Consider the following 21,415-nt stretch of genomic DNA (forward strand, 5'->3'; position numbering starts at 1 on the left):
AAATTTTTGAAAAAAAATGAAAAAAATAAAATTTTCTTTTAAAGTACTAAGATTTTGCACCACTGAGATATATTAAATACCGGTATGAGCTCATTAGGGCTGCACTTACAGCCCGTGACGGGAAATAAAAGCAGGTCTTAATTCTTTACAAGAAATTCCGCTACATCGGCTGTTCCGTTACTCAAACGTGCCTTTTCTATGTTAATGAGGTAGGATTGGTAAAACGCTTCATCTTGGAGTAGCTTTTTCACCACTTGCGGGAGTTTTTTCATATTCTTTTCATACACTCCCAGTCTGTTTTTCACAAGAAATTCTACGTTCCCTTTTTCCTGCTCCCAAATGTAGTCGTTTACAACTGGTATCTTTCTAGTCATCAGTATCTCCATGAACGTGGATGCCCCGCATTTTGTAATTACCACATCCGAAACACTTAAAAGGTTGTAAACAAAACTGATATATCCATAAACCTTCAAATTCTCATAATTTCCTTTCTTCTTCAACTCCAAAGCAAATTCGTACAGGCTTTTATTCTTGCCGCACACAATTGCCAGACAAACCCCCGGGAGCTCCTCAAGCAGGTTTTTCAGTATTATCTCACCCTTTGGGATCCCGTCACCGCCGCCCATAATGAGGACAATTTTTTTAGTTACTTCAAAACCCAGCCTCTTTTTGAGAACCGGTATTTCCTCTCTTGGCATTGGAGCAGAATACTTTTCATCGAGTATGAAAGGGAATACATGAACCTTTTCATGTGGTATATTTTTTTTAAGAGCGTAGTTTTTCAGCTGCTGGCTGAAGACAATCATTGTCTGCTGCTTGTTAAGGAACCATATAGGGTGTGCTATATAGGGGTCTGTAACCACGGTTACAACCGGTATATCAAGCTTGTTTTCCTGCAGAATGTCGTAAACCGGTTTAATTAGAAAAAAATGGAAGATAACAATTTTGCACGGCTTCTCATTTAAGATTTTCTCTTTCAGATATGGTTTTATTCTGTCTGAAACCAGGAGTGAATTGTACTTAGCTATGCCGATAATTTTATTAAGTGCGTACAAAAGTTCATAGTACCACTTTGCTTTGCTTTGGAGTATGCGGTATCCATCCTCAACTATAAACCGTGCATATGAGGGAGCCTCAGCCAGGCCGTCAATCAGTACCGGCTCGATCTTATCTGTATAATTTTGCTGTATGTAATTTGATACAGACTTAGCCGGAGCCAGGTGTCCGCCTCCGGTTTTAAGATAGAGCATCAGGTATTTACATTTATGTTCTTCGTGTTCCATTTTATGCGGCATCAATCCCAAAACTGTAAGTTATTTGTTTAATAATCATTACTTCCCCTAAACCTTGATCTCAACCTGCTTCCTTCTGTCCTTACTTTTTAATTTTTCATTTTTAATTTTTAATTGACTTCACCTGAATACAGGCGATACTTCCTTTTCCATTTTCCCGGTTTCCAGCACCTCCAGAATTTTGTATGTGCCAAGTTTCCTGGCCTTCAGGAATCCGGACCATGCAGCCTCGGCCAGGCGTCCGCTATCCAGAAAGTCGAAGAGCCACTGGTCGGTATAGTCCGGGTCTTCCTGTCTGATCCCGGCATTAATTTCAGTGAGCCACTCCCTGTTGAAAATCTCCTGAGATCCGAGGGCAGGAGTCATAACAATAGGAAGACCAAGTCCGCTGTAGAAGGAGAGTTCGCTCGGCTTTGTCCAAAGTATATCAGTCTTCCTTACAGTATCATTGAACTGCTTGAAGTAGATTTGTATGTCAGGATCATAAATAATTTCAATGCTCTTTCTTGCATCCGGTAGCCGGTCTGCAACGTGATCAAAATATTCTTTTACCTCTTTTCTGATTCCGGCAACGAGGTTAAGTTTAATTTCTCCAGCGGCAAGTTTTTTCCTGAGGCTAAAGGCAATTTTACCCCCGATTTCCTTCTGTGCTCCGGCGCCTCCAACGCCGTAAGTAATTGTCAGCTTGCGGTCCTGCCTGAACTCGCAGTTTTCTTTGCCAAGAAAATATTCCACATTCCTTCCGTGCATATGGTGAAATCTGCCTTTGGGATCCAGATAAAAAAGCCTTTGCCCAAGATCCGACCTTAAAGTAGGAAGGTCTTTACCTCCTAAGAGGTCGTCTGAAACAGGAAAGCCAGTCAGGAATATCCTTTCATCTGGTACGCCATATGCTTTAAGCCTCTGGGCTGCCTTGGCGCAAGGAGCGAAATATTCAATGCGGCTGTCAAAAGGATTTTTTGAAACCCACACCCTGTTCAGGTCCGCATCGCAAATGATGCAGTAAATTTTATCATACCCATTCAGGTCCGCCGCAATAGCAGGGGCATAGAAGGAGGTGAGAAGAGGGAGGTGTTTCTGCCGTATCTTTTCGAACATACCAAGGCACAGACCTTTTCTAATTGCTGACAAGAGCATTGAAACCTGCAGAGTACCCCGCGAAAGGTCTCGCATTGGATAAAAAGAAGGTATATGAAGAAAAGAGTCCAGTATTCCGAAAATTGGTTTTCCGACAACAGGGATGCCTCTTGCACGCGAGAACAGTTCATATGTGCCAAGCATCCTCCTCCAAAGTTTCCTCTCCGATGGCGCAGAGAGATCTGTTGCACCCACTGTAATAATTCCGTTCTCGGCAATATATTTAAAAGGGTATACCGCCCTCTGATGGCCGTAGCCCATATCGGCCGAAACTACCCACGCTTTTACATTTGTATCCAGCATCGCCCTGATTATTTATTTAATCTAAAATACATAAAATATAAAATAATTTTCCCGGATTCTTAAAACAAATATTTTTTGTGAAATTCACCGGCTCAGCTAAAATTTAACCTTGAAATTTGGGCCAAACATCAAAATCTTTATAATAAGAAAGAAATGGAGGAATGGATGAGAAAAGATTTGAAACTCGACAGCGCACAACTGGCATCCAAAATTGAAGCGGATAAATTCATGCTTTACCTGGGTGTTGAATCTGAGCTTGACAGCTTTTTGCATAAACTCATTGAACTGGGTGACCTGAAGAAAGGGGACGATTATATAATCTATGAAGATCCCGTAGAAGGCAGAACTATAAAAGAATATTTTATCGGCTTTAACGCCGTGGAATTCCTTCTCAGGCTTATTAAAGGTGAGGCGGGAATTACAAACGTAGAACTTTACAGGGATATACACTCTAATCCCCGGACAGTTGATAAAATCTCTGATTACTTTAATAATCTCAAAAGAAAATACCCCGAATTAAAGGAGGGCTATATCCCTTCTGCCGGCCAGAAGGAGAGGATTCATGAACTAAAGAGCCAGGCAGTTAAAGAGTTAAGACACATAATCGATATGGAACAGGGCTGATAAGCAGAATAAATTCAAAATTTTTAGGACTAAAATAAAGAACAGCCCCGTTTTACAACGGGGCTGTTCTTTATTTATTTGTCTTTCTAGAACGTTACCCTGTTTCTCAGGTTGTCTATTACGTCTCTTGAGATGCCGGGTACATTGTTCAGATCATTCCAGCTTCTGTATGGACGATGGCTTACTATATCCTGAGCTTTATCCCTTCCTACATTTGGAAGACTTGCTAACTCATCAACACTGCAGTTGTTGATATTGATCATGTTCTGAGAACCTTTTCCTGGTGTTGCCATAGTTTTATCCTCTTTTTGTTAAACAAATAAGTTAACGTTTAGAACTACTGTTGCTCCTGCCAAGGCAAAGAGCAACCTTACGGATGTTTGAGGTATCCGCCGGCCTTTCTAAAGAAAGAATCTCCTGGGGGAGGTTTATTTTTCCGGAGCCTTCCTTAAATCTAAAAGGCACTTTATTTCTTGCCTTTAGAAAAAGAAATACGCCATTAATATTTAAAATTCAAGGGGCAAAATTATTGGGAATGACGGGAAGGGAAAAGAATAAAACAGAATTTTAATTAGCTGATATTAAACATTTTTAATTGAAAAAAATATCCGCCCATCTGACTTAAAATTAAAGGATTGCAAGTACAATTTCCCGCTCTGGAAATGTGAATGAGTACTGCCGCAGAAGACGCAATTTTGAGGTGCATAAATTTTTCCCGGAAAAATCGCATAATTTAATGACGTACCGATATAAATCTCCTCCAAAAAAATCTTCATTTATCAGTACTTGTACTGATTCTTTTTATTAGTTTTTAATTTATATTTGACCGTCCAATTAAAATGTCAAAACAGCCTTATTGCCTTATGGCTGATTGCCGGAAAAAGGATGCTTCTTAATATTTATAGTCTGATGAACGCTGTATTTTTATCTCCTCTGACTATGGAGGAGTCCGGAAATTTATTTTGTATTCAATTCCATAGATAATTTCTGTTTTTTAAGATGTAGTTCAGTATCAGGATTGAGGGGAAAGCAAATGGACAAAAAGCTGCTTAAGAAAGCTCTAAAGGAAGTGCTTAATGAAAATTATGTTTTTTCAGAAGAATACCAGGATAAGTATTATCTCTCAAGAGAAATTTTGGAAAAACTTCCGTCTCTTAATGAGAAGCAGGTGTATGGTGCGATAGATTTTGCAAATGGAGTGGTTAGTCCTCCCAGGAAAACAGGGCGCTTTATTGACGCTTTTATTTCTTTTATACAGGAATAAATATGCTTGCTGCTGTATATGCTATTAACAGCGTTCTGCTGGAAGAATTAAAAGAATACTTCAGTGTATTTAAGGATTTTAACAATCCAGTTTATTCCTCCATACTGGTGGCGTTGATTATAGTAACAGTCCTGTATATTACAATGCGCAGCATCGTTTTTCCGCAGAGGGTAAAACACTCTCTTGAGAAGAAAAATCTCAGCCTGCAGAACACTCGCTTAATGGCTCTATTTGCCGATCTGGATCCCGATCCGGTTATAAGAGTTGATTCCACGGGGAAAATAATTTTTCTCAATCCTGCTGCATGTGCAAACGGGTTTGAGGAATATATGGGGAAGATTGTAACCGAAGTATTTCCTGATCTTTCAATTGGGTGGGACGAATTTATTTCACAAAATGGTGTTATTTCACTTTATGATTGTTTTAAGGATAAGCATTACGCAATCCACATAAATGGCATAAATAACCTGGAGATTGCACAGGTTTATATGCACAATGTTACTGAGCTGAAACTGAACCAGCAGGCACTCGAAAACTCAGAGCGTGAACTAAGAAATTTTTCCAGGTACCTGCAGGTCAAGATTGAGGAAGAGCGGCAGAGAATTTCAAGGGAACTGCACGACGGTATCGGACAAAATCTTATTATCCTAAAAATGAACCTTCAAAAAAGCATTGCGGAACTTACAGGGAAAGAGGATTCTCCTGTCTACCTCAGCAATGCCCATATTATAGAACAGGCCATTACGGACCTGAAGAGTATGGCTTACAGTCTTAAGCCGCGGGTTCTTGAGGAAATCGGCCTCGTGCCGGCTCTTATATCTCTTGTAAGTACAATACAAAAGCAAAGTTCAATACACGGAGCAATCGACTTTATAAACCTAAAAGAAAGGCTTGAGCACGATCTGGAGACGTCAATTTACAGGATTACACAGGAGGCGCTCAGTAATATTGTTAAATATTCGAACGCCGAAGAATTCAACATACAGCTAATAAATAAAAATGACTCGGTCCGGCTGATCATTTCCGATAACGGGGATGGATTTGATGCGGACAATTGTAATAAAGGAATGGGAATTAAAAATATGAAAGAAAGAGCTGAAAGCCATATGGGAAACTTCCGCATCAGTTCTTCAAAAGAAGACGGAACGGTACTGGTAGCCGATTTGACAAAGGAGGCTTTGTATGCCGGGTGATATAAGGATACTGGTTGCCGAAGACCACAATATCGTCCGTGATGGAATAATTGGCCTGCTTGAAAACATGGCCGGACTATATGTGGTCGGCGAGGCGGCAAATGGAAATGATTTGGTTGAGAAGTACTCTATGCTTGTCCCTGACGTCGTAATCTCAGATATTTCAATGCCGGGTATGTCCGGCATTGACGCCGTGATTGAGATCAGTAAAAAGTATCCCGATATAAAGGCTCTTTTTCTCTCGATTCATGAAGGCGAGGAATTTATTTTCCACGTCCTGAAAGCCGGCGGGAAGGGGCTGCTGAGTAAAAATATTATTAAAGGCGAGCTCATCTATGCAATCAAAGTTGTAGCCCAGGGAGGAAAATACTTCGGGAGCGGATATACGGAAGAAAAGCTTAAGGAGATTCTTGAAAGGAATACACCTGCAGATCCGGCTGCTGTTTTCCAGTTTACAGATTTAAGCCGCAGGGAAATTGAAGTGCTGAGACTTGTCTGCGACGGCTACAGCAGCTTTGAAATTGCTGAAGCCCTGGAGATTGGAAAAAAAACTGTGGATACCCACCGCTCCAGTATCATGAAAAAGCTGGGTGTGGAAAACACCTCCCAATTGATCAAGTTTGCCGTTAAGAACAGGCTGGTGATCTGAATGAGCAAAGGAATATTTTCTGTTTTTTTCAAAGACGACTATTTTGCTTTGAATTTAAGGAAATGCATGAGCTGGAGATCAGGAAATCTTCAAACAATTAAAATTCAGGAAATATTTTTCAATAATAAAACACACTATTTATGAATGTCATACAAATAATTAAATATACTTCATCAGTTATATGGGCCCTTCCACCATTCAGACAGTATAAAGGAAATTTCTTTTACTACTTTTTGTTTGTTGCACTTTCTGATCCTATAGTGGTGTTGCTTCGTAGTCACCTGCGCTTGGTGCCTTCAAATATTTATTTTGTAATTACCTTTTTTGCAGCATTGGTTTCTATAATCTCAATTAATAAAAAGATTAAATGGCAACTTGTAATACCTGTTCTTATTGCAGTATTAACTCTTGGCCTTTCTATTCCAAACTGGGATATAGCATATATTGTGTGTATAATTCTTGTCCTTATATTGTATTATTCCATTCGCCATACAATTGTTTATTCTGGAAAAAACAGGTATGTCAGTCTTTTTCATTTCCTTTTTCTCATTTATAATGCATCATTGCTTTTCAAGCTTGTAAATGCAATGATGGATCCCATCAAAGGGGCAACATATTATTTTTCCACAACTATCTTTGAAATTATGCTTGGAATACTCTTCTGCATTTTCAGAGAAGAGGATAAGCGCTTTGCCTTAAAACTGAGTAAATAATAGAGCTCCGGCTCCCAAGGCCCAAAGTAAAAGTAAATAAACTGGGGAAAACTTATGAATATTGGTTATATAATTGTGGATTTAGCATGGTTTGTGTGGCTTCTTCCGCCTTTCAGACAATACAAGGGAAATTTCTTCTACTACTTTCTTATTATGGGGTTGTCTGATCCTGTTGGCATGTTTTTGCGTTACTTGCATATATCATATCCTTATGCATTATATGCATTTGTATCGGGTGTATTGCTGGTCTCTGTGATTGCAATAAATAATAAAATCAGGTGGGCTGTGATACTTCCTTTTCTTGCGGGAACTTTAGCCCTGGGATTATTCTATCGCCAAAGAGATATAGGCCTGATTACAGCAGCAAACTTTATTATTCTATTTTTCTATGTGATTCGCTACGTAACAGTTTTTGCTTCCAAATACAGGTATGTAAGTTTTTTCCATATTCTTTTATTAGTCTATAATGCATCCTTGATTTTCAAGATGATCAATTTTGTTTTAGACTATCAAAAAGGGCTGCTTTATTTCTTTTTTTCATCTGCCTTTGGAATTGCCGTGGCCATTCTGTTCTGCATTTTCAGAGAAGAAGATAAACGATTTTCCGTTAAATTGTCCGGACCTGAAGAAAGTGAAGTAATGTGACATACTGAGCAATAGTAATAAACGGGTAAAGAATGATAAAAGAAAAGGCAGAAGTAAGATTTCTGCCTTTTCTGTTTTAAATTACAAACAGCTTAACATTTATTCCAGAATCAGGCTCATCGTTTCATAGTTTAGCGTCATTCTGTCGAATTGTCCAATTATATCCTTCCCTAGATTGCCGTAAAAATACTGGTCGTTTTCATCCAGCGGTTCGGTAAGGACAGTCACCTGTCCGAGTCCCGCATTCCGGCCTGAAATGTTTATATTGAAGTTCTTAAGCCTGTAAACAGTTAGTTTCCTAGAGCCCCCGGCGCCAGCCAGTTCCTTGGTCTGCATTTCTGAATTTTCTTTAATGCTTTGTTCGTAATTCCGGAAGAACGACTGGTAGAGCACAGAATTCTTGGCTCCCGTATCCAGGTTAAAAGAAAGTTTTTTGCCGTCAAATTCTCCAAGAATTATGGGGGATAGACCCGACAGGCACATATTCTGAAGCATATGCCTTCCGGCCTTTTCCGGAATTATCAGGCTGTCGGTTCTGGTAAGTGTTACTTCACCCAGGCTTTCAATTACAGGGAATCCGATTATACCGTTGCACTGGTAGTTAAATGAAGGAACAGAAAGGTCGCTGTCGTTAAATACCAGAAAAACCGAATTTTCTATTACCGCATTACCGATCTTGATAGCCGGGGCAATACCGAGCGAGGCGTAAACCGTGTTTCCTGTAAAAGCATTTACTGCAATTGAATCACCAACAATTTTGAAATTGAGCATCCGCGCGTAGGATTTTGTTATGCTAGAAATCCCGGCACCAGTGTCAAAAATAAAATCAAGCTTATCGCCGTTTATCTCAACAGGAATATTTGTCAGACCGACCTTATCCTTTTCAGTCTTTATTTTTGTATCGCCCTTTAAGCTTACCGACTGGGGAGGGACCTCACTAAATGCCTTCCAGAGCCTGACGGAATTCCTTATGTCCTCGATCTTTTCCTCTTCAAGAAAGGAGGTAAACCTGTCCAGCATTACCTGGTAGCTTTCAGCTGCTTTTTTGTATTGGTAAGACTTGACATAATTATCGGCTAGTATATCATAGCTTTCTATCATATACTCGGCGTTTGAATTATTGCCCGTTATATCAATGTACTTTTTTATATAACTAATCGATTTGTCGAGCTGATTAAACTTGTTACTTACGGCACCCTTCAAAAATAGTATTAAAGGGGAATCTTCTGAAGTATCCTTTTCCAGAGAATCCCTCAGTTCAAAATATTTTTTGCTTTCAAACAACTTTTTAAGATCGGATAGGATTCAACCCTATGCGGAAGAGCTGCGGACAAAAGGAGTAACAAGAGCCCTGAAAATAAAATCCTTAAGTTCATTATTTCTCCCCCTGAGTTTTGCAGTATAATTTAAGTATTTAATTGCGCTTTGGGTATAGCCTGAAAGCGGAAAAATCCGTACCGTTAAAATTCATTACATCGTGGTTATTTAAAATGCAAAAACCCTGAAGGTTTCTTACATATTTCCTTCAGGGTTTTGCACTTTTCTTGTGAGTACAGTTTCTTACCGTTCTTTCCAGAGTTTGTCGCCTGCAGCTCTTTGGAGCTGATAGCGGCTCATGATGTTTTTATAGATAATCTGCAATTCCGAGAGTCTTGCCTCAGTAAGACCCGTCTGCGCATCTAGAAGGTCCAGGTTGCTGATCACGCCGTCTCTGTACTGAAGTTCTGCTTTTTGCAAAGCCTTCTGCGCGTGAAGCACCTGAATTCTTACAGTTTCAAGCTGCTGCTTTGCCGCATTGATGTCTGAAACTGCACGGTTAACCTCGGCCCTTATGCCAAGTGCAACGTCACTCGTATGGGCAAGTGACGACTGTAAGTTTGCTTCTGCCTCTTCAAGCAGGTAACGCGAGCGTTCGCCGTTATAGATCGGATACCTGAATATGACCGCGGCAGTCCAGTTACCCCTTAATACATCAAGATTTGGGATATAGCCGTTCTTAAAACCGTATGCAGCTCCTAAACTTACCGTAGGTTTATCCGACATACGGGCTACATTTTTCTGCTTGTCTGCACTCATCTGGAGGTCGCGTGCAAGCTTTACTTCGCCTCTTTGATTAATCGCAACATTTATCAGTGAATCGGCTTTAATGGTTTCAGGTACAAAGTTAAAACTTCCTGAAACGTTTACAGGAGCATTCTCCTGAAGCCCCATGAGGCTTCTAAGAATAATTTCCTGTTTGCTGATTTCATTTAAGATGTCTGTTTTCTGATTCATGGCAGACGAAACCCTGACCTCTGTAGTCGAAACGTCGAAATCAGTTGCCGTTCCGGAGGAGACCTTTGCCTGCGTTACCTGCAGGTGGCTGTTCAGATCAGCTATCTGCTGGTCTTTTACGGTCAGGCTCTGCTTCAGGAATAATAGAGAATAAAATGCCTGTACGGTCTGATAGGATAAATTTGTTTTAATGACTTCGAGGTTGTCCTGAGCCGAATATTTATACGAAGCCGTCAGGTCACGCACAGCATCACGCTGTCCGAAATCATAAACCAGGTATTTGCCGCTTAAGTGCGCATCATAATTGTTCTCTGGATAGAGCTTTGCAGAAAGGCCTCCAAACTGGAATGAAGGCACAGGGCCTATCCTGGTGTAAGAGGCATCAGCTTCCACTTCAGGCTGATAGGAAGTAGACTGTTGTTTAATTCTTGCCTCAGCTGTTCCGATAAGGCTTTGGGCCTGTTTAATAGCTGGATGATTCTGCAGCGTAAGCTCAATTGCACTTGTTAAACTAATAGAATCCGCAGAAACACCCTGCGCATTGGTATTATGTGCAAAAACAAAAATTACAAGTAATGCCAAAAGTGTATTTTTCATCAATTTCCTCAAAACTAAAATATTCCGGTTTAAGTAATTAAGGCAGAGGGAGTTCTTATAAATGCTCTTCTTTACCTTTACCTCTTCCTTTACTTTTCTTTATTCCATTGCCGCAACGTGTTCGCCCTTTTCGCCTTTTTTCTTTTTATATCTAAGAAAGAACAGGGGAATGAGGCAAAGAAGTGTTATTCCTGCAGCCAGAAGAAAGTCATCATTTATTGCCTGAACAAATGCCTGATTTGCAATGTGCTGTACGATGAGCGCCTGCGATCTGTTTGCAACTTCACTGCCTGCCCCGCCAACGGACTGTTGTACAAAATGTCCCACGCCATATTGTACCTGCTGAAAAGTTGGGGAATAGCGGTTTACAGATTCTCCAAGTGCCTGTGTATGGAACAGTATCCTGCGTGTGAGCATTGTTCCAAAAATGGCTACTCCGAAACTTCCTCCAATCTGTCTTATAACATTAAACAATCCCGATGCCTGAGCCATTTTTTGCTTTGGTATATCTGCCAGCGCAATAGTGCTTAATGGAGTAAACATCATTCCCATTGCAAGACCTCTTATATAGAGGGGCAGCATTATCTGTGCATGTTCAGAAAAAAGGGAAAGAAAATTGTTAAGATAAAGACTGAAGGCCAAAAGCATGAGTCCAATGAACGCCGGGATCTTTGGATTAATTTTATCGGCAAGAAATCCGGAAATAGGAGACATTACCGCCTGGAGCACTCCGACGGGGAAAAAAACAAGTCCTGCCTGAAGCGCCGTATAGTCAAGCGAATTCTCCAGGAAAAGCGGCAGCAGGAATGTGCTCCCGAAAAGTCCCATACCAAAGATGAACAATATTGCATTAGTAACCGAAAAGTTAAAATTTTTAAGAAGATTTAACTCGATCAAAGGATGCTTCGCTGTTAAATCTGTTGCCAGAAATACAGTAAAGCCAATAATTGACAGGGCAAAACAGATGAGTATAAATGAGGAAGTCCAGCCTCCCGTATTCCAGGATGCATTCCCGTTTGAGAGTGCTAGCAGAAGGAATGTAAGAAACACCGTCATGGAAATAAATCCCAGAAAGTCAAAAGAGCGTGTATGTTCAGTCTTGTATTCTCTCTGGATTATATAAGTTGCAGCCATACCGAGAATTCCAACGGGAATATTCACGTCAAAAATTGAATGCCAGCTGTAATTGTCAATCAGATATCCGCCTATCATGGGCCCTAAGGACACCGAAGCCGCAGCAGCAATTCCCCAGAATCCAAGTGCAATGCCTCTTTTCTCCGGCGGGAATTCGCGCGTTACGATTGCCATGCCAACCGGCATCAGAAATCCTGCACCTGCTCCCTGGACGAGCCGGAAGGCAATGAGCGCGTTTTCATCCCAGGAGAGGCTGCACAAAAACGATCCGAATGTAAAGAGAAACAGAGCCAGAAAGTACGTCCTCTTGTATCCAAAGTGATCTGCAACCCAGCCTGAAGTGGGCAGCATGACGGCAAAAACCAGAAGGTAAGCAGTCAGGACCCATTCAATTTTGTCCACGCTGGTCCCGAATGCCGTCATAATCTTTGTCAGTCCCACGTTCACGATCGTTGAATCCAGCACTGCCATGAAAGTGCCGACCATGATATTTGCAAGTACCCACCATTTATAAGAAGGATGCTCCTGATCAAGCTTCAGGAAGCCTTTCTTCCTGTGTCTAAGCTGATTCTGAGCCATGTTATTTCACACCGCCTTCCTTTATTCTTACCTCAACGCTCATTCCCGGAAGAAGAGAGAGTTTTCCCACAGGGTTCCTGGAATCCTTTGTCCTTCCGTCAATTGAAATCTTGACAGGAACTCTCTGTGTTACTTTTGTAAAGTTACCGGAGGCGTTATTAGGCGGGATTAGCGAAAACTGGCTTGCAGTGTTAGCGCCAATCTGAAATACCTTGCCATTAAACTTCTGATCGGGATAGGCATCAACGTCAATTTCCACATAATCGCCCGGCTTTATGCTTGAAACCTTTGTCTCTTCAAGCTGAGCCGTAATCCAGATATTCTTCGTGTCATATATTGTATAAATCGGCTGCCCGGGTTGTACCACGTCTCCGGCCAGTACCCATCTTTTGGATATTACGCCATTCATAGGGGATACAATTACTCCGTTCTGCAGGTTGGTCTTAATTATACCAAGCTGTGCCTTGGCAGTTCCAACCCTGGAGACTGCAATATTATATTCTGCCTGTGCTGCCTCAAGGGCTCTTGCAGCGTGATCATACTGCTCTTTCGGTATAATGCTGCTCTGGAATTGCGATTTGGCTCTCTGGAAATCGTCCTTTGCCCTTTCAAGATTGACTTTTGAAAGCGTAATGCTTTCCTCGGCATTGTTAATTGTTGCAGCGGCTGAGTTTTCCTGTGCCCTGAGATCTGATGCATCCAGTATAACCAGCTTTTCATCGGCCTTAACAGTATCGCCTTCATCTGCTGCAAGCGAATCTATTCTTCCCAGCATCTTTGAACTTAAGGTTGCCCTGTTGCCGTCAATATAGGCGTCGTCTGTTGATATATAACCCTGCTGTCCCATGTACCAGTAAACGCCTGCTGCGATAAGGACAAGGAAAATGAACAGGGGGATCAGTACTCTTTTCTTTTTATAAACCGGCGTTGACTCTACAGTCTCTTCGCCGTCGTCCTGTATGTTTTGTCTGTGTCTATTTACTTTTACTTGTTGCATATTGTCTTCCAACTCTAAATTCTCCTTCATTCTAAAAAATTATGGCCTGATCCCTGATATAAAAATGTCAATTGTCAGTAGCATTTCATCCCTGAGTTCACGGTACGTCTTATTGTCCATAGTATTTGCCCCTGCAATAGTGCGTACCATTCTGAGCCTCAGTCCGTGGAGGACGTGAAGCAGAATTTCCGGAACGCGTTCATCCATATCTTTTTTGAATTCACCCGACGATCTCCCTTCATCAATGATATACCGCATAATCCTGAGCTCCTGGTCACCGAATTCATCAAAAAGATTTCTGAAAATGGACTTTTTCTCAAGGAACGAATGAACGGTCAGTGTTCCTAAGTTTACCAGTTCCTGGAAGAATTTAAGCCTCTCTTCCACATAGGTGTGGAGTTTACCGACTGCCGAATTCTGTTTTTCAAGTATTTTCTCAACTTTTCTTACAAATTCATCTTTCTCTTCAGCCATTGCGGCCTTAAAAAGACTTTCTTTAGTGGGGAAGTAATAATAAAGCGAGGCTTTTCCCATCTCCACGCCTTCGGCTATGTCTTCCATGGTGGTCTTGGAAAATCCGTAGCGCGCAAAGGTCTGCCTTGCCGCCTTCAGGATCTGCTGTTCTTTTTCTTTTGTTAAAGTTTCATTCATTATGCTATTCGACTATTTTACTTGAATAGTCGAAAAATATAAAATAATTGCCAATTAATCAACAATGTCCGGTTTTGACTCCTGATGGCAATATTCCTGGTGGAAAGCTGTTAAATTAAGTCTTTATTGGGATCTTGAACTATTGTGATTGCAAAGGGGAAGGGATGTTAATATAAAGGCTTATTTCAGAGGGGAAGTCACAGAAGGGCTTCCCCAAAATTCAAACTGGACTAGCCGTGGATTTTATAGCGTTTGCTTTCATGCCCTTCGTGCTCATTGCTTCCGGAAAGATCCGCGGCATAGTGAACAAACTCCGTATAGGCTTTAACATAACTGCGTCCTGCCTCAAGGTCATTTATGTCGAAGTGCTTCTTTGACAGGACTTCTTTCAGTCTATTTTCAATTTCTTTTTTATCCTGCCCCTTTGAGAAATATTTAAGAAGCTCATTCTTGTTTCCTGTCTCAATTGCAAGATCGGCAGCATGAATTACTGGCGGGACATCCTTATCTGTAATCTTAAGACCCTCATACGGCTCTCCCTCGCCATTGCGGTGCAGACGGACGAGAGTTTCAAAGAAGTACATATCTGCAAGTTCACGGGCATCCGTGGAAAGTTTTCTTACTTCCACCGACTTTTGAAAAAGATTCTTTATAGCTTCCTCATTATCCTTTGAAACCCATATCAGGGCATAATTTACATTTCCTGTTTCAAGAGCTTTTTTTGCTGAAATCACAACCGGCCCCTTGATTCCGTCGCAGTGGGCATACAGGTCTTTACTTAAAAAGCTTGAAATCAAGAGCATCATGAATAAACCTGATGCAGCAAATTTTATTATTTTCATTTTCTCCTCCTTTTACATTTAGGATTCCGGCAGCCCCTAAAACCTGACTTAATAAACTTCGTACTTAAAAAACTTTTTGCTTAAAAACTTCATATTAAACTGCCTCATAAATAATTTAATTCCGCAATGGATCAGATCATTTGACTTAAGTCAAAAGAGTCAGGAATCCATGGAACTGGCGGTGCCTTAGTGAATCCGAGCAAATTATCTATAAGTCTTAAGAAGGTTTTTAGCGGCAGAATAAGCTGCATCATAACGGAAAAGTAAAAGTGCTTACATAAAAAAAGCAGGCAATATGTCTGAAACTTTGTCTTCAGCAAAAAAAGAATAAGATACGAGGTTCTGTTGCAATTTAAAGAAGGGATAATTAACTTTAAAACTCGAAATATTACTAAAATCGCTACTAATTTTGGGGATTCATTATGCAGCTTAGACGCGTCTCTTTTGTAGTTGTTTTTTCACTGTTTTTTTGTTCTCTTATCTTCGCTCAGCAGCCATGCACATCGAAGTCCAAGACCACACATAGAAAAAAAACTGTGCTCACCAGATACAAAACTACTGCCAATATTTCTTCATGGCAGATGGAAAAACTCAAATCGCGTGAGAAATTTACCACAGACTGGATTAACCGTCTGGAAAAAGAACTTGCCCGCTACAAGCAGGAAAGGTCCGAAATACGTAAGGATATAAAGAGTCTTATAGCACAGGATGTAAAAGAAAAGCTGGATGCAAAGGCAAAACTGGAAAAAGATCAGAAGGAACAGCTCTACTCCAGGGATAAAGAAATTGAAGCCCTTCAGCAGCTGAGTAGTGAAATAGATACGACGAAGTAAATTTTAATTACCGGCTTTTATGAAACCCCGGGCACCACACCTGGGGTTTTTTTTATCCCGTTATTATCAAAAATCTGATATCTCCATCAGAAATCTGATATCCCTGGAGTGGAAAATTAAAATTATTTCAGATTAAATAAGTCATATCCTCCCGGCACGCATCTTGTACCTCACAGGCTGAATTCTTCTATTCTGCTACAAATATTGGGCACTAAAATGAAAAAGTCTATTGTTTCATCTGTAACTATTTTCATCTTCATTCTGTTCTATAATCCCAATTACGGCCAGGAAGCAGGCATCAGTTTCGGCAACAGTGTCTTCCCGCCTGCCTTTCTTGAGCAGTCCTACTCATACTATGATCTTGTCCCAATGGATCCTATTTACAGTATTGCCGCTGCCCCGGCAAAGGAGCTGATGTTCCATTTCTCTTATTATCTCAATTCAAATGTCAGACTTGATTTTTCAACAGGTTACGGGTTTGGCAATACTAAAAAGGAGTGGAAGACGGTCTATACTAACCAGACACAGGGTAGTGAGATGGTTTTAACAAATTCAAAGGAATTAGATACAGATGGATTCCCGGGACTCATAGAACTGCAGTTTTTTGCACCGTTAAATGAGTCAGGCACGCTGGTCCCTTTTATGGGTATTGGGGTGGGCTACTGTTCCTATAAAACAAAAGTTTCTGATAAGAGCAGCTCTCTTACAACTAAGACCGACCTCAGTACAAAAGGTTTCGGGCAGTACGTTTCGGCAGGATTAAGTATCAAATTCATGGAAAGGGCTTCCGTGTTCTTCCAGATGCAGAAGATTTTAATAAGCAGCGTGAAAACAGAAAAGTCCAACCCTGTGCGCTTCCCACCCGATGCGGGCATTCCTATTGAAACTTCTTCAATTGAGCAACCTGTAAAGCCAGGCTTAGGTGATATTGGCCTGTCGGCCGGGGTAAGGTTTTATATGGGTAAACAATAATATTAATCAGGGAATTTAACAGGACGGTGAAAACATGAAAAAGATATTATTCTTTCTGCTGATCATTCCGGCCTTATGTTCAGCACAATACTATGGGGAAAGGGCGGCCGAAAAAAGCTTCCAGAATTCAGACATGTACTTTAAGAGCCATTATCTCAATACCTTTGCCCTGCCTGCATTTAGGCAGGTAGCAGCTGGCTTTGTGCGCGATCCGTTTCTGGACCTTTTCAATAATCCGGCCAGCCTGCCCGACCTGAACGGGAAGGAAATAAAGTTTTACATGGATTTCAGGGGCGACAGGGAAGTCCCCTCAATTGTAGGCAGCTATGTGCCGCTTAACTTCTATGCTCCTGCCGACATAAGCTTACCGGACCGGCGCTGGATCTCTACGGCAAGAATGGAGCCTGAACCCGTTGTCTCAATCGGGCTCCTGACATACCCTGTCAAGGAGATTAATAAAAGTTTCTTCCTCGGGGCTACTTATCAGCTCATACACAGGGAAGAGAAATATTATTCAATGCCTTATTTTATTTACACTTCACGCTACGGCTACGATGCATTTAATGCAAAGGTTGCATCTCCAGCAAGCGATATTCCAATAATTGACCGCGAGGCTAATACTGACGAGATGCTGACCTCGGGGCATCTTTTCAGTGCGTTTATGGGCTTCAGGGTGCTAAGCAACCTTACTTTCGGGCTTTCCCTAAACGGTGTCTCCCACTCCAGAGCGGGGGAGTATCTTAATCTAAATAATAGCGAGTACGGCAATACGAGCCAGACAAAATACAGTAACTCCAGCTCCGAGGCTAAGGATGAGAAGTACCGCCACCTGGATATTTCTGCGGGCGTAAGCATGGAGGTCTCTCCGCTGCTCACGCTCGGCCTAAAAGGAGGTTTTCTTTCCGGGAAAGCCGACCAGGCATATAATGAGGGAAGTTCATATTTCTACCAGTATAGGGTGACAGGACAGCTCCCGGACTGGTCTTACAATATGTCAAACTCTGTTACAGAGCAAAGCTGGAGCCATAAGGGAACAACAAAATACCTCGGAGTAAACTTTATAAAAAGGCTGCCTGAAGGCAAAGAAATTGCAGGGTTTTACAGGTATAACCATAGCAATATCGATCTTTCCAGCCTGTCGGCGATAAATGATACATCTTACAGCGATTCCAGGTGGGTATATAATTACGACAGCAGCGTCTACATCTCACACGGTTATTCTTTTGTGCACGACAGCCGTACAGGTTCGGGAGAAAAAACAGTGAACTCACACGAGGCAATGATTAATTTTAAGTGGGATCTGACCCAATCAAATACACTGCTTGCAGGGTTTTATTATAATTATTCCAAAAGCTCAGTTTTAGATAATGAGCCGGTTGTGGCCGGCAGGTACTCTGAATATACTTATAACTCCAGGAACTATAATAATTTCTATATTAACGGCCTGAAGGAAAATAAGATCCTGAATTGGAATTATACGGCTGAAGAGTGGACCTTGCAGATCCCTGTCCTCCTCTATTTTAAGCTGCATGAAAAGTTCGGCCTCTGGCTCGGTGTAAACAGAATTCTGCGCGACTGGGAGATTCATGATGTGACGGTAGCATATTTTAACTCAAGGGAGCGCAATGAAAACGGGGTAAATGGAAAGGAGACAAATTTCGGTGAAAGATACACTGAACCGGCAAAAAAGCTGACTGAAAACACCACGGATTTTATTACAAAGTTCGATCTGAATATATCTCCTGACCTGAAAATAAACCTTCTGCTGGATCCTGATTATGAGGGGGCCTTCCATCTGGCACAGTGGTGGCTTAGCTTTGAGGCAAATTTATGATAATACCTCATTTGGCGATATTGACTATTTCGGTTCAAGCTTTTACTTTTAATCTGCATATTAATAAACCATTAAACTTTTTCGGCAAGGATGAGTCTCTTAAAAGGCCTTATTGAAAAATCATACTACAAGATCAGAATTATTTTTACCTTCTGTCTTGTGACTTCAGCCCTCGTGCTGATTACTTCGGCAGTTAGTTACCGCTTTATAAAAGAGCTTTATCTTGGTGAACTCAGCCGGCAGGTAAACGTTTCCACTCAGCTCCTTTCCAGGCAGTTTGATAAAAAATACCTCGACATACTCCACTTCGGTCTTCCGGAGAAAAGCGTGGGGGATTACTTCAGGGACATTTTTCAGCTCTTCCTGGACCCGGACCTGCAGAATGAAGCCTTCATCTTCGACAGGAATTTTACGGTCATGGTCCATTCAGCCTCAAAAGCCTTCGAAGGTACACAGGACGTGCGGCTCATGCTTAACCGCAAAGAAATTTCAGAGATTAAACCGGGCCAGTCCGTCTCTTCTCTCCCTTTTAAGGGGGATGACGGGAACTGGTACCTGTGGAGCTTTTGCCGCCTGGATGATTCCTTCTGGCTTGCCCTCAGGGAAAATGCACTGCACCTTGAGAAGGTTGAGGATTTTTCTTTGATTTTCCTTTATATAGGTCTGGGCGGACTTATTGTCTCCATACTCCTGGGTTTACTGCTCGCAAGGTCGGTTTCAAGGCCGCTTGACCGTCTGGCTGCCTTCAGCCGCCAGATCGGCGGCGGGGACCTGCTGGCTCCGGAGCCTGAGAAAATGTACGGAGAGATAAAGGAGCTTTCCTCATCCATGAATAAAATGAGATACGGCCTGGCCAGAATTCAAAGTGAAAAGGAAGCCATGCTGGCACAGATTGCCCACGAGATCCGTAACCCTTTAGGCGGCATTGAACTCCTGGCGGGACTGCTGAAAGAGGATATGCTGAAGGAGAATAAAAGCCCGGCTTACCCGGATAAAATCCTGGGCGAAATTAACGGCCTTAAGTCTCTTATTACGGCATTTTTAAGCTACAGCCGCCCGATGCCTTCGAACCCCTCATGGGTCAATACTTCTTTGGTATTTGGAGAAATAAGGGACATTTTCTGCACAAAACTAAAAGAAAAAAAAGTATGCCTGAGTATAAGTGATAATCTTGGACGCATATATTTCGACGCTGCACAATTGCGTAACATTATAGTAAACCTGATTGCCAACAGCCTGGAGGCCCTCCCGGAAGAAGGACATATTGATCTTATTGCAGAAAAAGATGGCAGCGCCAGCCTGATCGCAGTCAAAGATGACGGACCGGGCATACCAAAGGAAAATCTGCCTCAGATATTTGAACCCTTCTTCTCTACGAAAAAAGACGGTACAGGCCTCGGCCTTTCAATAAGCAAAAAGCTCTGTCTTGAAAATAATGCCAGGCTCATGGCCGGAAATAACCCTGATAAAGGTTCTGTTTTTACAATTATCAAAAAGAACAGTTTATGAATAGTAACAAAGTAATTGTGGTTGAAGATAATGATATAATGAGGCTTGGTATAACTGAAAGCCTTTCACGCGAAGGCTACGAGGTCCATGCATTCAGCAGCGGCCCCGAGGCGGAGGAATTCTTCAGGAAAGACTCTATTCCAGTTGCAGTTATTGACCTGAAAATGGAACCTATGGATGGAATTGAGGTCCTGAGACGCTTTAAGGAGATTAACCCCTCAGCCGAGGTCCTCATGATCTCGGCATTTGGTACAGTGGAATCGGCTGTACAAGCAATAAAGCTTGGAGCAGCCGATTTCCTGACCAAACCCTTTGCTCCCGAGGAACTGCGGATAAGAGTCAAAAAACTCTTTGAAAAATATACCAGTACGAGCAAGATTACTTTTCTTATGGAACAAAACCGGCTCTTAAGCGATGAGATAAGCCGCGGCTACGAAGAGATAATTGGCCATTCGGCCCCGATGAAAAGTGTATTTTCCATTGTTGACCAGGTGGCCCTCAGCGACTCCACAGTTCTTATCGAGGGGGAGAGCGGAACGGGGAAAGAACTCATTGCAAGGGCAATCCACAGGAAAAGTAACAGGAGCCTAAACCCTTTTATTAAAATAAATTGCGGCGCCTTAAATGAGAATCTGCTTGAAAGCGAACTCTTCGGCCATGAAAAGGGATCTTTTACCGGAGCATATAAGCTTAAAAAAGGGCGCTTTGAGCTTGCCGACAGCGGCACATTGTTTTTAGATGAGATTGGCGATGTTTCTCCTTCGATGCAGGTAAAACTTCTGAGGGTTCTTCAGGAAGGGGAATTTGAACGCGTGGGCGGGGAAGTTACAATTAAGACAGATGTCAGAATAATTGCTGCTACAAACCGCGACCTCAAGAAAATGATTCAGGAAGAGAAATTCAGGCAGGATCTTTACTACCGCCTGAGCGTGATTCCGGTAACACTTCCTCCATTAAGGGAAAGAAAAGAAGATATACCGCTCCTTGCGGATTTCTTCCTCAAAAGGCAGAGCCAAAGGTATAAACAGCCCTTCAAAACTATTTCTAATGAAGGCCTAAGCCTCATGCTTAACTATTCCTGGCCCGGAAATATACGTGAACTTGAAAATTTAATTGAAAGGCTCTTTGTAATTTCCACGGCAGAGGAAATTGATACTTCACTAATAGGGCATTACCTGTGCGGAAATAACCCCCTTAAGGCTCCTTATGAGGCTCTTCCACTTGAAGATGCCCTCTATGAACTTGAAAAAAATATGATTACAGATGCAATGAAAAAAGCCGGCGGGGTTAAAAATCGCGCGGCCAAAATTCTTGGAATAAGTACTAGCGTACTTTATTATAAACTTGAAAAATTTGGGCTCTTATGAAAAATT

At 41.7% G+C, this 21,415-nt stretch carries 21 protein-coding genes; 12 read left to right on the forward strand and 9 right to left on the reverse strand.

Features of this window, described 5'->3' with window-relative positions:
• Positions 1-137: 137 nt before the first annotated feature.
• Together HF312_10160 and HF312_10165 are read right to left on the reverse strand one after the other, a co-directional pair.
• Positions 138-1,283 carry a hypothetical protein gene (locus HF312_10160; protein MCU7520566.1) on the reverse strand — a complete coding sequence of 382 codons (1,146 nt, stop codon included), beginning with the start codon at positions 1,281-1,283 and terminating at the stop codon, positions 138-140.
• A 129-nt stretch (positions 1,284-1,412) separates the two neighbouring features.
• Complete coding sequence (locus tag HF312_10165; GenBank protein MCU7520567.1) at positions 1,413-2,732, reverse strand: hypothetical protein; 1,320 nt, start codon at positions 2,730-2,732, stop codon at positions 1,413-1,415.
• Between the two features lie 165 nt (positions 2,733-2,897).
• Here HF312_10165 and HF312_10170 point away from each other — a divergent pair, with 165 nt between their 5' ends.
• A complete protein-coding gene (locus HF312_10170; GenBank protein ID MCU7520568.1) occupies positions 2,898-3,356 on the forward strand; it encodes a hypothetical protein in 459 nt (152 codons plus the stop codon).
• 86 nt (positions 3,357-3,442) lie between these two features.
• Here HF312_10170 and HF312_10175 read toward each other — a convergent pair whose 3' ends face one another.
• A complete protein-coding gene (locus HF312_10175; GenBank protein MCU7520569.1) occupies positions 3,443-3,649 on the reverse strand; it encodes a hypothetical protein in 207 nt (68 codons plus the stop codon).
• Positions 3,650-3,732: 83 nt separating this feature from the next.
• Between HF312_10175 and HF312_10180 the strand changes: the two genes are divergently transcribed.
• The 6 genes from HF312_10180 to HF312_10205 all read left to right on the forward strand — a co-directional run bounded on the left by HF312_10180 (position 3,733) and on the right by HF312_10205 (position 7,820).
• Complete coding sequence (locus tag HF312_10180) at positions 3,733-3,927, forward strand: hypothetical protein (GenBank protein MCU7520570.1); 195 nt, start codon at positions 3,733-3,735, stop codon at positions 3,925-3,927.
• Between the two features lie 462 nt (positions 3,928-4,389).
• Complete coding sequence (locus HF312_10185) at positions 4,390-4,620, forward strand: hypothetical protein (protein ID MCU7520571.1); 231 nt, start codon at positions 4,390-4,392, stop codon at positions 4,618-4,620.
• Positions 4,621-4,622: 2 nt separating this feature from the next.
• The gene (locus HF312_10190) at positions 4,623-5,813 is read left to right on the forward strand and encodes a hypothetical protein (GenBank protein ID MCU7520572.1); all 1,191 of its coding nucleotides are present in this window, start codon (positions 4,623-4,625) and stop codon (positions 5,811-5,813) included.
• Positions 5,803-6,462 carry a response regulator transcription factor gene (locus HF312_10195; GenBank protein MCU7520573.1) on the forward strand — a complete coding sequence of 220 codons (660 nt, stop codon included), beginning with the start codon at positions 5,803-5,805 and terminating at the stop codon, positions 6,460-6,462. Before HF312_10190 ends, HF312_10195 begins: the two co-directional genes overlap by 11 nt.
• A gap of 140 nt (positions 6,463-6,602) precedes the next feature.
• On the forward strand, positions 6,603-7,175 hold the full coding sequence (locus HF312_10200) for a hypothetical protein (protein MCU7520574.1): 573 nt from the start codon (positions 6,603-6,605) through the stop codon (positions 7,173-7,175).
• 54 nt (positions 7,176-7,229) lie between these two features.
• Positions 7,230-7,820 carry a hypothetical protein gene (locus HF312_10205; GenBank protein MCU7520575.1) on the forward strand — a complete coding sequence of 197 codons (591 nt, stop codon included), beginning with the start codon at positions 7,230-7,232 and terminating at the stop codon, positions 7,818-7,820.
• A gap of 99 nt (positions 7,821-7,919) precedes the next feature.
• Here the strand turns inward: HF312_10205 and HF312_10210 are convergent, their stop codons facing one another.
• The 6 genes from HF312_10210 to HF312_10235 form a co-directional block, all read right to left on the reverse strand.
• Complete coding sequence (locus HF312_10210; protein ID MCU7520576.1) at positions 7,920-9,104, reverse strand: hypothetical protein; 1,185 nt, start codon at positions 9,102-9,104, stop codon at positions 7,920-7,922.
• Between the two features lie 276 nt (positions 9,105-9,380).
• The gene (locus HF312_10215; protein MCU7520577.1) at positions 9,381-10,691 is read right to left on the reverse strand and encodes a TolC family protein; all 1,311 of its coding nucleotides are present in this window, start codon (positions 10,689-10,691) and stop codon (positions 9,381-9,383) included.
• 99 nt (positions 10,692-10,790) lie between these two features.
• Complete coding sequence (locus HF312_10220; protein ID MCU7520578.1) at positions 10,791-12,404, reverse strand: DHA2 family efflux MFS transporter permease subunit; 1,614 nt, start codon at positions 12,402-12,404, stop codon at positions 10,791-10,793.
• Position 12,405: 1 nt separating this feature from the next.
• Positions 12,406-13,401: an HlyD family secretion protein gene (locus HF312_10225; protein MCU7520579.1), complete on the reverse strand. Its 996-nt coding sequence runs from the start codon at positions 13,399-13,401 to the stop codon at positions 12,406-12,408.
• 39 nt (positions 13,402-13,440) lie between these two features.
• Positions 13,441-14,052 (reverse strand): TetR/AcrR family transcriptional regulator, encoded by a 612-nt coding sequence (locus tag HF312_10230; protein MCU7520580.1) that lies wholly within the window; start codon positions 14,050-14,052, stop codon positions 13,441-13,443.
• A gap of 230 nt (positions 14,053-14,282) precedes the next feature.
• Positions 14,283-14,894: a hypothetical protein gene (locus HF312_10235; GenBank protein MCU7520581.1), complete on the reverse strand. Its 612-nt coding sequence runs from the start codon at positions 14,892-14,894 to the stop codon at positions 14,283-14,285.
• Between the two features lie 422 nt (positions 14,895-15,316).
• Here HF312_10235 and HF312_10240 point away from each other — a divergent pair, with 422 nt between their 5' ends.
• From HF312_10240 to HF312_10260, 5 genes are all read left to right on the forward strand, one after another.
• Positions 15,317-15,727, forward strand: coding sequence for a hypothetical protein (locus HF312_10240; protein MCU7520582.1), 411 nt, complete (start codon positions 15,317-15,319; stop codon positions 15,725-15,727).
• Positions 15,728-15,943: 216 nt separating this feature from the next.
• Entirely contained in the window at positions 15,944-16,699 is a 756-nt protein-coding gene (locus HF312_10245; GenBank protein ID MCU7520583.1) for a hypothetical protein, read from the forward strand.
• Between the two features lie 34 nt (positions 16,700-16,733).
• The gene (locus HF312_10250; GenBank protein ID MCU7520584.1) at positions 16,734-18,533 is read left to right on the forward strand and encodes a hypothetical protein; all 1,800 of its coding nucleotides are present in this window, start codon (positions 16,734-16,736) and stop codon (positions 18,531-18,533) included.
• Positions 18,534-18,623: 90 nt separating this feature from the next.
• Positions 18,624-20,042, forward strand: a complete 1,419-nt coding sequence (locus HF312_10255; GenBank protein MCU7520585.1) for a HAMP domain-containing histidine kinase — start codon at positions 18,624-18,626, stop codon at positions 20,040-20,042.
• Positions 20,039-21,409 (forward strand): sigma-54-dependent Fis family transcriptional regulator, encoded by a 1,371-nt coding sequence (locus HF312_10260; protein ID MCU7520586.1) that lies wholly within the window; start codon positions 20,039-20,041, stop codon positions 21,407-21,409. The genes HF312_10255 and HF312_10260 overlap by 4 nt, the downstream gene beginning before the upstream one ends.
• The last annotated feature ends 6 nt before the right edge of the window (positions 21,410-21,415 follow it).

It is taken from the genome of Ignavibacteria bacterium, assembly GCA_025612375.1.
Taxonomy (GTDB): domain Bacteria; phylum Bacteroidota; class Ignavibacteria; order Ignavibacteriales; family SURF-24; genus JAAXKN01.

Excerpts from the sequence above, each read along its gene's own strand:
- HF312_10245 (MCU7520583.1), top strand. The coding sequence starts at position 15,944 with ATGAAAAAGTCTATTGTTTCATCTGTAACTATTTTCATCTTCATTCTG.
- HF312_10205 (MCU7520575.1), top strand. The coding sequence starts at position 7,230 with ATGAATATTGGTTATATAATTGTGGATTTAGCATGGTTTGTGTGGCTT.
- HF312_10235 (MCU7520581.1), bottom strand. The coding sequence starts at position 14,894 with ATGAAAATAATAAAATTTGCTGCATCAGGTTTATTCATGATGCTCTTG.
- HF312_10175 (MCU7520569.1), bottom strand. The coding sequence starts at position 3,649 with ATGGCAACACCAGGAAAAGGTTCTCAGAACATGATCAATATCAACAAC.
- HF312_10160 (MCU7520566.1), bottom strand. The coding sequence starts at position 1,283 with ATGGAACACGAAGAACATAAATGTAAATACCTGATGCTCTATCTTAAA.
- HF312_10200 (MCU7520574.1), top strand. The coding sequence starts at position 6,603 with ATGAATGTCATACAAATAATTAAATATACTTCATCAGTTATATGGGCC.
- HF312_10195 (MCU7520573.1), top strand. The coding sequence starts at position 5,803 with ATGCCGGGTGATATAAGGATACTGGTTGCCGAAGACCACAATATCGTC.
- HF312_10170 (MCU7520568.1), top strand. The coding sequence starts at position 2,898 with ATGAGAAAAGATTTGAAACTCGACAGCGCACAACTGGCATCCAAAATT.
- HF312_10250 (MCU7520584.1), top strand. The coding sequence starts at position 16,734 with ATGAAAAAGATATTATTCTTTCTGCTGATCATTCCGGCCTTATGTTCA.
- HF312_10260 (MCU7520586.1), top strand. The coding sequence starts at position 20,039 with ATGAATAGTAACAAAGTAATTGTGGTTGAAGATAATGATATAATGAGG.
- HF312_10220 (MCU7520578.1), bottom strand. The coding sequence starts at position 12,404 with ATGGCTCAGAATCAGCTTAGACACAGGAAGAAAGGCTTCCTGAAGCTT.
- HF312_10230 (MCU7520580.1), bottom strand. The coding sequence starts at position 14,052 with ATGAATGAAACTTTAACAAAAGAAAAAGAACAGCAGATCCTGAAGGCG.
- HF312_10190 (MCU7520572.1), top strand. The coding sequence starts at position 4,623 with ATGCTTGCTGCTGTATATGCTATTAACAGCGTTCTGCTGGAAGAATTA.
- HF312_10255 (MCU7520585.1), top strand. The coding sequence starts at position 18,624 with ATGAGTCTCTTAAAAGGCCTTATTGAAAAATCATACTACAAGATCAGA.
- HF312_10165 (MCU7520567.1), bottom strand. The coding sequence starts at position 2,732 with ATGCTGGATACAAATGTAAAAGCGTGGGTAGTTTCGGCCGATATGGGC.
- HF312_10225 (MCU7520579.1), bottom strand. The coding sequence starts at position 13,401 with ATGCAACAAGTAAAAGTAAATAGACACAGACAAAACATACAGGACGAC.
- HF312_10185 (MCU7520571.1), top strand. The coding sequence starts at position 4,390 with ATGGACAAAAAGCTGCTTAAGAAAGCTCTAAAGGAAGTGCTTAATGAA.
- HF312_10215 (MCU7520577.1), bottom strand. The coding sequence starts at position 10,691 with ATGAAAAATACACTTTTGGCATTACTTGTAATTTTTGTTTTTGCACAT.
- HF312_10240 (MCU7520582.1), top strand. The coding sequence starts at position 15,317 with ATGCAGCTTAGACGCGTCTCTTTTGTAGTTGTTTTTTCACTGTTTTTT.
- HF312_10180 (MCU7520570.1), top strand. The coding sequence starts at position 3,733 with ATGTTTGAGGTATCCGCCGGCCTTTCTAAAGAAAGAATCTCCTGGGGG.